This is a genomic window from Cellulosimicrobium composti, from assembly GCF_009711085.1.
Lineage (GTDB): Bacteria > Actinomycetota > Actinomycetes > Actinomycetales > Cellulomonadaceae > Cellulosimicrobium > Cellulosimicrobium composti.
The window spans coordinates 17,823-28,630 of record NZ_WMKA01000049.1; the positions used below are offsets into that span (position 1 = coordinate 17,823).

Below are 10,808 nucleotides of genomic sequence, written 5' to 3' on the forward strand. Positions count from 1 at the left end.
GCGGACGCCGTCGAACATGCTCGACGGCACATGCTCCCACGCCCTCCCCATCCTATCGCCGGGACGTCCACCCTCCCGGGCCGGCGCGGACGCCCACGCGGGGCACGACACCGGAGCGGTCGGCCTCCGGTCGGCTCAGTCGGGCGTGGGCGCCGACGCGGCGGGCCGGACGAGCGCGTCGGGTGCGGCGTCGTCGAGCTCGACCGTGGCGGGCATCGGCGCGTGCCCCGCGAGGTGGAACAGGCGGACCCACCACTTGCGGCGCACGCGCTGCGCCTGGGCGACCGCCTCGTTGTGGAACCGGCGCGCGAGCTGCGCGCGGTACCACGCGGCGGACAGGGTGTCGAGCAGCTCGTCGGCGACGGGCGCGGCGCGCAGGTCGGCGACGTCGTCGGCGTCCTCGAGCGCCGAGCGCAGCGTCGCCGTGAGGTCGCTCTCCGCGAGCGCGCGCGAGGAGGCCATGCCCCCGAGGAGGCGGCGCGGGGGCGCGCCGTCGGGCGCGACGAGGCCGGGCACCTGGTCGGCGAGACGGCGCGCGTCCGCGTCGTCGTCGAGGACCGCGTGCGCGGCCTCGGCGACGAGCACCGAGCTGGCGGGGTCGAGCTCGCCCGAGACGGCGAGGTCGACGGCGGCGGACGCGCGGCGCACGAGCTGGGCGTCGAGCGCGAGCCGCGAGGCCATGACCTTGCGGTGCAGGCGGTCGAGCCGCGACGCGGCGACCCACAGGAGCCACGCGACGAGCGCGGCGAGGACGAGCGCGAGGACGGCGGTCTCGGACCAGGTCACGGGCGACCCACCTCCTCGTCGCGCGCCCGGCCCAGGAGGCGTCCGCCGCGCCGCGAGCGCGGGTCCTCGTGGACGGGGATCACGGCCTCGGACGCCGCGAGCACGGTGTCGTAGACGGCGAGCACCTGGTCGGTGACGGCGGACCAGTCGAAGCGGCGCACGAACTCGGCGGCGCGCTCGCGGTGCACGGCGCGGCGCTCCGGGTCGGCCAGGACGTCGACGACCGCGCGGGCGAGCGCCGCGGGGTCGCCGACCGGGAACAGGACGCCGGCCGCCCCGTCGTCGAGGACGCGGCGGAACGCGCCGAGGTCGCTCGCGACGACGCACGCGCCCGCGCTCATCGCCTCGACGAGCACGATGCCGAAGCTCTCGCCGCCGGTCTGCGGCGCGATGTAGAGGTCGGCGGACGCGAGCAGGCTCGCCTTGTCCTCGTCGCTCACGCCGCCGAGGAACTCGACCGACGCCGCGTGCTCGCCGAGGGCCTCGACCGCCGCGTCGCGGCCGTCGTCGCCGCGGCCCGCGACGAGGAAGCGCGCCCCCGGCACGTGCCGCAGGATCTCCGGGATCGCGGCGGTGAGCACGGGCAGCCCCTTGCGCGGCTCGTCGAGGCGCCCGAGGAACGCGATCGTCGGCGCGTCGGGCGTGCCCTGCCACGCCGGGCTCGGCGCGGCACCCGCGAACGTGTCGACGTACACGCCGTTCGGGATGACGACGGCGTCGCCGCCCAGGTGGTCGACGAGCGTGCGCCGCGCGTCCTCCGACACGGCGATGCGCGCGTCGATCTTCTCGAGGCTCTGCCGCACCAGCGGGTAGGCGACCTGCAGCGCGCGCGAGCGCACGAGCGACGTGTGGAACGTCGCGACGATCGGGCCCTGCGCGATCCACAGCGCGAGCATGCTCAGCGAGGGCGTCACGGGCTCGTGCAGGTGGAGGACGTCGAAGCGCCCGGCGTCGAGCCAGCGGCGCACGCGGCCCGCGGTGCGCGGCCCGAACGTCAGCCGCGCGACGGAGCCGTTGTAGCGCACCGGGACCGCACCCCCGGCGGAGGTCAGGTAGTCGGGGACGGGCGTGTCGTCGTCGGCCGGGGCGAGCACGGAGACCTCGTGGCCCCGGGCCATGAGGGCCTCGGCGAGGTCGCGCACGTGGAACTGCACGCCGCCGGGCGCGTCGAACGAGTACGGGCACACGATGCCCACGCGCAGGCTCATGCGACCCGCCCCGCGTCCGCCGGCTCCTCGCCCGCGGCCGACCGCGTGCGCGCGTAGCGCTCGGGGTCGAGGTCGTCGACGAACACCTTCTGGAGCATGTGCCAGTCCTCGGGGTGCTCGCGGATCGCGACGCTCAGCGCGTCGACCCAGCCCTGGGTCGCGAGCGCGACCTGCTCGGAGCGCGGGACGCCCTGCGCGATCTGCACGCGGGGGAAGAACCGGATGACGAGCCCCCACGGGGAGCCCGCCGCGCGTCGTCGTGCGCCCCGCAGCCGCTCGTACCAGATCCCCGCCGGGACGAGCGGCGCCCCGGTGCTCACCGCGAGGGCCGCGGGCCCGGCGGCGACGCGCGCGCGGCGGCCGAAGAGGTCGACCTCGACACCGCGGTGGGTGAGGTCGCGGTCGGCGAGCAGCGGGATGATCCGGCCCGGACGGCCCGCGCCGCGCACGAGGTCGCGGAAGACGTCGCCGTCGCCCAGCGCGAGGATCTCCAGCCCGAGCGACGTGCGGAACGCGAGGAACTCCTCGAAGAGCTCGTCGGGCTTCAGCCGCTCCGCGACGGTGAGCACGGGCGCGATGTTCGGCGTCGCGTACGCGCCCGCGAGGTCCCAGTTGCCCTGGTGCGACAGGGCGAGCACCGGGCTCCGGTCGCCGTCGAGGTGCGACGCGAGGTTGTCGAGGCCCTCCACGCGCACGCGGGCCCGGACACGCTCCGGCGACCAGGCCGGGAGCGCGAACGCCTCGCGGTAGTAGCGCATGTACGAGCGCATGCCCGCGCGCGAGAGGCGGCGCAGCGCGCGCGGCGACAGGTCCGGCCGGACGCGCGCGAGGTTGCGCTCGAGCTGACGCACTCCCCCGCCGTGCGCGAGCCACGCCACGTCGGCGATCGCGCTGAACAGCCCGCGCAGGACGGGCTCGGGGACCTTGCGCGCGTGGCGCCAGGCGAACGTGAACGCCCTGCCGGCGTCGAGGGCCATCAGCGACCGTCCTCCTTCTCGTCGGGGTGGGCGGCGACCAGCGCGAGCGCCTGGCGGCGCACCGTCGCGACGCGCTGCACGATCGTCACGGCGCTCGCGACCGCGAGCAGCCCGAGGACGACGACGAGCACGACGGGCGGGACGCCGAGCCCGACGATCCCCGCGGCGACGAGCGCCGCGACGAGCCGGTCGGCGCGCTCGGCGATCCCGACCTGCGCCGTCATGCCGACGCTCTCGGCACGGGCGCGCGCGTACGGCACGACGGCCCCGAGCGCGAGGCACGCGACCGCGACGCCCGTCCCCCACGCCGCGAGGTCGGGCGTGAGCCGGGGGTCCTCGGCGCGGACGAACCACAGGGTGAGGCCGACGAACACGGCCGCGTCCGCGAGCCGGTCGAGCGTCGAGTCGAGGAACGCGCCCCACGGGCCGGAGCGTCCGGCCCGGCGGGCCATGACGCCGTCGAGCACGTCGGCGAACGCGCAGACCATGACGACCATGACCCCGGCGAACAGGTGCCCCGTCGGGAACAGCCACAGGGCGCCGACGACGACGCCCACGGTCCCGGCGACCGTCACCGCGTCCGGGCTCACGCCGAGGCGGATGAGGAGCGCGGCGAGCGGGGTGAACAGGCGCGTGGTGAGCGCGCGCAGGCGTCCGAACATCAGGCCTCCCCCGCCTCGGCGGCACGGCCGGGCCACGCGGCGGCGAGCCGCGCGCGCGTGTCGCCGAGCAGCTCGGGCACGGCCTTGGTCTGCGCGACGATCGGCAGGAAGTTCGCGTCGCCCGCCCACCGCGGCACCACGTGCTGGTGCAGGTGCGCCGCGATGCCCGCGCCCGCGACGGCGCCCTGGTTCATCCCGAGGTTGAACCCGTCGGGCCCCGAGACCGCGCGCACGACGCGCATCGCGGTCTGCGTGAGGTGCGCGACCTCGACCGTCTCCGCCTCGGTGAGGTCCGTGTAGTCGGACACGTGCCGGTACGGCACGACCATGAGGTGGCCCGGGTTGTACGGGTAGAGGTTGAGCACGACGTACGCCGTCCCGCCGCGCGCGACGACCAGCCCGTCCTCGTCGGAGCGGTCCGGGATGCGGCAGAACGGGCACTGCCCGCGCGAGTCGTCCGCGGGCTTGTCCTGCCCGCCGATGTACACCATGCGGTGCGGCGTCCAGAGCCGGTCGAGGCCGTCGTCGAACCCGGGGTGGTCGTCCGGGGACTCGACCGTCGTGTCGGGGTCGCCGGCGCCCGGCACGGCCTCGTCGGCCGCGCCGGGCACCCCCGCGCGCTCGTCGCTCACGCGGTCAGACCTGGACGCGGTCGCGGACGGCGGCGACGATCCGCTCGACCGCCTCGGCGACGGGCACGCCGTTGTCCTGGCGGCCGTCGCGGTAGCGGAACGACACGGCGCCGGCCTCGGCGTCCTCGCCGCCCGCGATGAGGACGAACGGCACCTTGCGCGTGCTCGCGTTGCGGATCTTCTTGCCGAACCGGTCGTCGGAGTAGTCGACCTCCGCGCGGATCCCCTGCGCCTTGAGCTGCGCGACGACGTCCGCGACGTAGTCGTTGAACGGCTCCGCGACCGGGACGGCGACGACCTGCACGGGCGCGAGCCACGCCGGGAACGCGCCCGCGTAGTGCTCGACGAGGATGCCGAAGAACCGCTCGATCGAGCCGAACAGCGCGCGGTGGATCATGACCGGGCGCTGCCGCGAGCCGTCGGACGCGGTGTACTCGAGCTCGAACAGCTCCGGCTCGAAGAAGTCGAGCTGGATCGTCGAGAGCTGCCACGTGCGCCCGATCGCGTCCTTCGCCTGGACCGAGATCTTCGGGCCGTAGAACGCCGCGCCGCCCGGGTCGGCGACGAGCTCGAGGCCCGACTCCGTGGCGACCTGGCGCAGGACCTCGGTCGCCTCCTCCCACGTGGCGTCGTCGCCGACCGACTTCTCGGGGTCGCGCGTCGACAGCTCCAGGTAGAAGTCGTCGAGCCCGTAGTCGCGCAGCAGGTCGAGCACGAACGACAGCAGCGAGCTCAGCTCGTCGCGCATCTGCTCGCGCGTGGTGTAGATGTGCGCGTCGTCCTGCGTGAAGCCGCGCGCACGGGTGAGGCCGTGCACGACGCCCGACTTCTCGTACCGGTACACCGTCCCGAACTCGAACAGCCGCAGCGGCAGCTCGCGGTAGGAGCGCCCGCGCGAGCGGTACACGAGGTTGTGCATCGGGCAGTTCATCGGCTTGAGGTAGTAGTCCTGGCCGGCGCGCTTGACGTTGCCCTCGTCGTCGAGCTCCTCGTCGAGGTGCATGGGCGGGTACATCCCGTCCGCGTACCAGTCGAGGTGGCGCGACGTGTGGAACAGGTTCGCCTTGGTGATGTGCGGCGTGCTGACGAACGAGTAGCCCGCCTCCACGTGCCGCTTGCGGGAGTACTCCTCCATCTCCATGCGGATCGTCGCGCCGTTCGGGTGGAACACGGGCAGGCCCGAGCCGATCTCCTCCGGGAAGGAGAACAGGTCGAGCTCGTTGCCCAGGCGCCGGTGGTCGCGGCGCTCGGCCTCGGCGAGGCGGTCGAGGTACGCCTTGAGCTCGTCCTTCGTGGGCCACGCCGTGCCGTAGATGCGCTGCAGCTGCGGGTTCTTCTCGCTCCCGCGCCAGTACGCCGCGGCCGAGCGCATGAGCTGGAACCCGTTGCCGATGAGGCGCGTGCTCGGCAGGTGCGGGCCGCGGCACAGGTCCTTCCACACCACGGTCTCGCTCTCGCGACCGGCGCCGCGCACGTTGTCATAGATCGTCAGCTCGCCGCCGCCGACCTCGACGCTCGCGCCCTCGGTGTCGTCCGCCGCCCCGCCCTTGAGCCCGATGAGCTCGAGCTTGTACGGCTCGTGGGCGAGCTCGGCGCGCGCCTCGTCCTCCGTCACGACGCGGCGGCGGAAGGTCTGCCCCTCCTTGACGATGCGCGACATCGCCTTGTCGAGCGCCTTGAGGTCCTCGGGCGTGAACGGCGTGTCCACGTCGAAGTCGTAGTAGAACCCGTCCGTGATCGGCGGGCCGATGCCCAGCTTCGCGTCGGGGTTGACCTGCTGCACGGCCTGGGCCAGCACGTGCGCGGCCGAGTGGCGCAGCACCGCGAGGCCGTCGGGCGAGTCGATCGTCACGCCCTCGACGACGTCGCCGTCCGCGACCGGGGTGTCGAGGTCCTTGAGCACGCCGTTCACGCGGATCACGACGACGTCGCGACGCGACGCGAACAGCTCCGTGCCCGTCGTGCCCGCCGTCACCGTGGTCTCCTCGGCGTCGAGGGTGATGGTGAGGGGTGTCGAGACGACGTCAGACACGTCCGTGCTCCGTTCTGCTGGCGGGAGGCGCGCGCGGCGCCCGGTTCGGTCCTGCGGCCGGCGGGCGCTGCCCGACAGCACGAAGGGCGCCGTCGTGGACGGCGCCCCTCGATCGTACCGACCCGGAGGTCGGTCGTCGGCCTCCTCGGCCTTCTCGGCGAGGGCGTCGACGTGCGGGTCGACCGAGCCCGGCGCGACGGACCGGATCCTCTCCGCCACGTGGTCGATCCGATCGTCGGCCACGAGCTCGCGTGCGTCGCGACGCGAGCACCGGCCCGGACCGGGCGCCCCGCCCGCTCCGCGGCCTGTCACAATCATCGCCATGGACGACGACGTGGCACCCGGCGAGCGGACCGCGCGGGTCTTCCGCCGACGGCTCAACGAGCTCTTCGCGCGCGGGCGCGGCGGCCGCCCCGTGACCAACCGCGAGGCCGCCCAGTGGATGACCGAGCAGGGCTACTCCATCAACGAGGCGTACCTCAGCGCGCTGCGCGGCGGGCACCGCTCGTCGCCGAGCCTGCGCGTCGTCGAGGGCATCGCGGCGTTCTTCCGCGTGAGCACCGGGAGCCTCGTCGACCCTGACGAGGCGCCGGACGCGCGGCTGCGGGCGGCGCTCGCGGACGAGGGCGTCGAGCAGTTCGCGCTGCGCGCGCAGGGCCTGTCGCCCGAGAACGTGCGCGCGATCATCGAGATCGTGGACCGCGTGCGGCGCCTCGAGCACCTGCCGCCCGTCGAGGACGACCGTGGATGACCTCCTGCGCGGCGCGGGTCTCGACCGCGCGCGCAGCATCGAGGAGGCGTGCCGCCTGGTCGCCGCGGTCCGCGGCCGTCCCCTGGAGGTCGTCGAGGGCGACCTCGGACCCGGGGTGACCGGGCTCTGGCTCGCGTTCCCGGACCGTGACCTCGTCCTCGTCGACGCGCGTCAGACGCTGCCCGGGCAGCACCGCGACCACGTCGTCGCGCACGAGCTCGTGCACGTCCTGGACGCCGCCGCGTCGGGCCCGCCGCCCGCCGGCGCGTGCCGCGACGGGTATGACGACCCGGCGGAGCGGCGCGTCGAGCGGCTCGCGAGCGAGCTGATGATCTCCATCGCGTCGCACGGCAGCTCGGCCTCGCGGCTGACGTCCCTGGAGCTCTACCGGTGAGCCACGCCGCCGGGGTGCTCGCGGTCGCGCTGTTCGCCGCCGCGGCGGCCTGGACGGGCCTGCGCGCGCGCACGAGCGCCGACGTGTCGCTGCCCGTCGGCCTGGGCTTCGTCGCGCTCGCCTCCGCGCTGCGGGTCCCCGTGGTCGCCGAGCTGCTCAAGGCGCACGCGCCCGCCGGCACGCACGAGGTCGCCAAGCACGTCGCGCTCGTCACCGGCTGCCTGTTCGTCGGCGTGTGGGCGTACAGCGCGACGACGGGGCGCGCCCCGCGCACGCGGCACGTCGCGCTCGCGGCCGCCGCGGTGGGCGCCGCGATGGTCGCCGTCGCGGTGGCGAGCGGGCCCTGGACGACGCACGACCTCGACGCCCAGGTCCGCGACCGCCCGCTCATGTGGGGGTACTGGGCGCTGTACTACGGGACGTTCGTCACGGCGACGGCGACGTTCGCGGTGTCGTGCGTCCGCACGCGGTCGCGGCGCCCGCTGCGGCTGCGCTGGGGCATGGACCTCGCGGCCGCGGGCGCGGTCGTCGCGGTGGCGTGGGCGGTCGTGAGCTTCGTCGCGATGCTCCTGCACGAGCCGGGGAGCACCGAGCCCTACCTCGTGCTCGGCGTGCGCACGCGCTACCTCGTGCTCGCGGCGAGCGTCCTGCTGACGGTCGGGATCGTCGGCCAGCTCGCCTCGTCCGCGGCGTTCGCCCGGGAGCGGCGCCGCGACCTGCACCACCTGCACGCGTTCCTCGTGGCGGCCGTCGGCGAGGGCGGGTCGCTCGGGTCGAGCGCCGCCGTCGACGAGTACCACCGCACCATCGAGATCTTCGACGGGCTGACGGCGCTCGCGCTGCACTCGCGGCGCGACGACGTGGACCACGTGCGCATCGCCGTCCCGGGGAGCCCGCGCGAGGTGATCCTCGCCTACCAGCTGCACGTGGCCGCGACGCGGCGGGCCCGGGGGGACGCGCCGAGCGCCGACCCGGACGACTGGTCGGGGCTGCTCGCGGACGACGACGCGCTGCGGCGGCTCGGGCGCGCGCTGCGCGACCGGACGAGCCTGGAGGAGTCGACCCGCGTCCTCGCGGGGGTGTGATCGTCGCCGCCGGGACCCGACGCCAAGCTCCCCCTGCGCGCTTGGCCCCGCGCCGAGCCTCGGCCGGCGGGCCTCAACCTACAGACAGACGACCGGCGGCGCAACATGCCTCGCAGTTGAAATCTCAACGGTTGGCGGGCATCACGAGGCGTGCGCTCAGCCCAGGAAGACCTGCGCGCACACGAGCGCTCCATCGCCCTCGCCGGGGTCGGGCGCGCACGCGACGCCGACGGCCGTGAGCGCGGGGTCGAGCAGGTTCGCCCGGTGCCCGTGGGACCCCATCCACGCGTCGACCACGTCCGCCGGGCCGGCGGCGGCGCGGCTGAGGTTCTCCGCGGCCGTGCCGCCCGCGGGCGCGCACGTCGCGACGACGTCGTCGAGCGGCGCGTGCTCGAGCGGGGCCCCGACGAGCGCCGCCGCGCGGGCCCGGGCCGCGTCCTGAGCGCACGCGCTCTCCTCGAGCCGCGGGACCCCCGCCTCGTCCCGGACCTCCTGCGTCCGCGCGACGAGCCGCGCGGCGTAGTCCGCCGGGTCCGCATCAGCCGCCCCCGTGTCGTCCGCCGGCCCCGTGCCCTCCGCTGCCTCCCCCGCCGTCGCGGGCGCGGACCGCGCGCCAGGGCCGGACGCGCCGTCGTCCGTCCCGCCGCCGTCCGGCATGCACGCGACCAGCGCGAGCGCCGCCACGACCCCCGCGACGACCGCGGCGGGTCGGCGGCGCGGGCGCGCGGTCACTGGCGCCCGAGCGCGCGGTACGTCCAGCCCGCCTCGCGCCACGCCGCGGCGTCGAGCGCGTTGCGCCCGTCGACGACGCGCGGCGCGGCGACGAGGCCGTAGAGCTTGCCCGGGTCGAGCTCGCGGTACTCGCGCCACTCGGTGAGCACGAGCACGGCGTCGACCCCGTCGACCGCCTCCTCGACGGTCTCGGCGTACCCGAGGTGCGGCGCCTTGGACCGCGCGTTCGCGAGCGCGCGCGGGTCGGTGACGACGACGCGCGCGCTGCGCTGGTGCAGACGCTGGGCGACGTCCAGGGCCGGGGAGTCGCGCACGTCGTCGCTGTCGGGCTTGAACGCGGCGCCGAGGACCGCGACGCGTGCGCCGGCGAGCGGGCGGCCGTCGAGCACGCCGACCGTGAGGTCGACCATGCGCTCGCGGCGGCGCAGGTTGATCGAGTCGACCTCGCGCAGGAAGCTCACGGCCGGGTCGGCGTGCAGCTCCTCGGCGCGCGCCATGAACGCGCGGATGTCCTTGGGCAGGCAGCCCCCGCCGAACCCGAGGCCCGCGTTGAGGAACCGCCGCCCGATCCGCTCGTCGAGCCCGATCGCGTCGGCGAGGCGCGTGACGTCGCCGCCCGCGACCTCGCACAGCTCCGCCATCGCGTTGATGAAGGAGATCTTCGTCGCGAGGAACGAGTTCGCGGCGACCTTGACGAGCTCGGCCGTCGCGCGGTCGACGACGAGCCGTGGCGTGCCGTCCGCGAGCGCCTCCGCGTAGACGGCGTCGAGCGCGTCGACGGCGCGTGCGCCGTGCGCGTCGTCGGGGACGCCGTAGACGAGGCGGTCGGGGTGCAGCGTGTCCTGGACGGCGAAGCCCTCGCGCAGGAACTCGGGGTTCCAGACGAGCGTCGCCGTGGGGCGCGCCGCGGCGAGCTCGCCCGCGAGTCGCGCCGCGGTGCCCACCGGGACGGTCGACTTGCCGGCCACGACCGCGTCGGGGCCGAGGTGCGGGACGAGCGCCCGGAACGCCGCGTCGACGTACGTGAGGTCGGCGGCGTAGGAGTCGGCGCGCTGGGGCGTGCCGACGCACAGGAAGTGCACGTCCGCGTCGGCCGCGCGCGCGACGTCGGTCGTGAAGGTCAGGCGTCCGGTCGCGCCGACGTCGGCGAGGAGGTCGTCGAGCCCGGGCTCGTAGAACGGCGCGCGCCCCGCGCGCAGCGCCTCAACCTTGCGCGCGTCGACGTCCACGCCCACGACGTCGTGGCCCAGGCTCGCCAGGCACGCCGCGTGCACGGCGCCCAGGTACCCGCAGCCGATCACCGAGATCCTCATGTGCTCGTCCCCCTGCTCGTCATCACCGGTTCGCGCGCCCGGCCCGCGGGCCGGGCGCGCGGGTCATCTCCGCTCGCGCGGCAGCACCGCGTCGTCGAACGACGCGGTCTCCTCGAGCGCGGCGGGCGGCGGCGGGGGCAGGACGGCGACGGTCTCGCCGCGCGCTCCCGTCCGCGCCCGGGCGCTCGGCGCCCCGGCCGCGTCGGGCGGTGCGGGCACGGTGGCCGCGTCCCCCG

Annotated in this window: 11 protein-coding genes; 3 read left to right on the top strand and 8 right to left on the bottom strand. The window is 75.6% G+C overall.

All coding sequences use genetic code 11. The features are described from left to right. Positions 1-135 precede the first annotated feature (135 nt). The 6 genes from GJV82_RS16155 to thrS are packed head-to-tail and all read right to left on the bottom strand — an operon-like array spanning position 136 to position 6,297. Complete coding sequence (locus tag GJV82_RS16155) at positions 136-786, bottom strand: hypothetical protein (RefSeq protein ID WP_024839590.1); 651 nt, start codon at positions 784-786, stop codon at positions 136-138. Beyond that, complete coding sequence (locus tag GJV82_RS16160; protein ID WP_179151479.1) at positions 783-1,988, bottom strand: glycosyltransferase family 4 protein; 1,206 nt, start codon at positions 1,986-1,988, stop codon at positions 783-785. The genes GJV82_RS16155 and GJV82_RS16160 overlap by 4 nt, the downstream gene beginning before the upstream one ends. A 2-nt stretch (positions 1,989-1,990) precedes the next feature. Continuing rightward, positions 1,991-2,971, bottom strand: coding sequence for a phosphatidylinositol mannoside acyltransferase (locus GJV82_RS16165; RefSeq protein WP_024839588.1), 981 nt, complete (start codon positions 2,969-2,971; stop codon positions 1,991-1,993). Then, entirely contained in the window at positions 2,971-3,633 is a 663-nt protein-coding gene (gene pgsA, locus GJV82_RS16170) for a phosphatidylinositol phosphate synthase (protein WP_024839587.1), read from the bottom strand. The genes GJV82_RS16165 and pgsA overlap by 1 nt, the downstream gene beginning before the upstream one ends. Continuing rightward, positions 3,633-4,220 (bottom strand): HIT family protein, encoded by a 588-nt coding sequence (locus tag GJV82_RS16175; protein ID WP_034603596.1) that lies wholly within the window; start codon positions 4,218-4,220, stop codon positions 3,633-3,635. Before GJV82_RS16175 ends, pgsA begins: the two co-directional genes overlap by 1 nt. Positions 4,221-4,269: 49 nt before the next feature. Next, positions 4,270-6,297 carry a threonine--tRNA ligase gene (thrS, locus tag GJV82_RS16180; RefSeq protein ID WP_024839585.1) on the bottom strand — a complete coding sequence of 676 codons (2,028 nt, stop codon included), beginning with the start codon at positions 6,295-6,297 and terminating at the stop codon, positions 4,270-4,272. 322 nt (positions 6,298-6,619) lie between these two features. On the opposite strand from thrS, the gene GJV82_RS16185 reads away from it, so the two are divergent. Genes GJV82_RS16185 through GJV82_RS16195 form a run of 3 tightly spaced genes read left to right on the top strand, consistent with a single transcriptional unit; the run spans position 6,620 to position 8,527 of the window. Then, a complete protein-coding gene (locus tag GJV82_RS16185; protein WP_115942491.1) occupies positions 6,620-7,048 on the top strand; it encodes an XRE family transcriptional regulator in 429 nt (142 codons plus the stop codon). Next, positions 7,041-7,442, top strand: a complete 402-nt coding sequence (locus GJV82_RS16190) for a hypothetical protein (RefSeq protein WP_115942490.1) — start codon at positions 7,041-7,043, stop codon at positions 7,440-7,442. The genes GJV82_RS16185 and GJV82_RS16190 overlap by 8 nt, the downstream gene beginning before the upstream one ends. Further along, positions 7,439-8,527 carry a hypothetical protein gene (locus GJV82_RS16195; protein ID WP_115942489.1) on the top strand — a complete coding sequence of 363 codons (1,089 nt, stop codon included), beginning with the start codon at positions 7,439-7,441 and terminating at the stop codon, positions 8,525-8,527. Before GJV82_RS16190 ends, GJV82_RS16195 begins: the two co-directional genes overlap by 4 nt. Positions 8,528-8,683: 156 nt before the next feature. Here the strand turns inward: GJV82_RS16195 and GJV82_RS16200 are convergent, their stop codons facing one another. Then, positions 8,684-9,259: a CAP domain-containing protein gene (locus GJV82_RS16200; RefSeq protein ID WP_115942488.1), complete on the bottom strand. Its 576-nt coding sequence runs from the start codon at positions 9,257-9,259 to the stop codon at positions 8,684-8,686. After that, positions 9,256-10,572: a UDP-glucose dehydrogenase family protein gene (locus GJV82_RS16205; protein WP_115942487.1), complete on the bottom strand. Its 1,317-nt coding sequence runs from the start codon at positions 10,570-10,572 to the stop codon at positions 9,256-9,258. Before GJV82_RS16205 ends, GJV82_RS16200 begins: the two co-directional genes overlap by 4 nt. Positions 10,573-10,808: the final 236 nt, after the last annotated feature.

Excerpts from the sequence above, each read along its gene's own strand:
- GJV82_RS16165 (WP_024839588.1), bottom strand. The coding sequence starts at position 2,971 with ATGGCCCTCGACGCCGGCAGGGCGTTCACGTTCGCCTGGCGCCACGCG.
- pgsA (WP_024839587.1), bottom strand. The coding sequence starts at position 3,633 with ATGTTCGGACGCCTGCGCGCGCTCACCACGCGCCTGTTCACCCCGCTC.
- GJV82_RS16185 (WP_115942491.1), top strand. The coding sequence starts at position 6,620 with ATGGACGACGACGTGGCACCCGGCGAGCGGACCGCGCGGGTCTTCCGC.
- GJV82_RS16205 (WP_115942487.1), bottom strand. The coding sequence starts at position 10,572 with ATGAGGATCTCGGTGATCGGCTGCGGGTACCTGGGCGCCGTGCACGCG.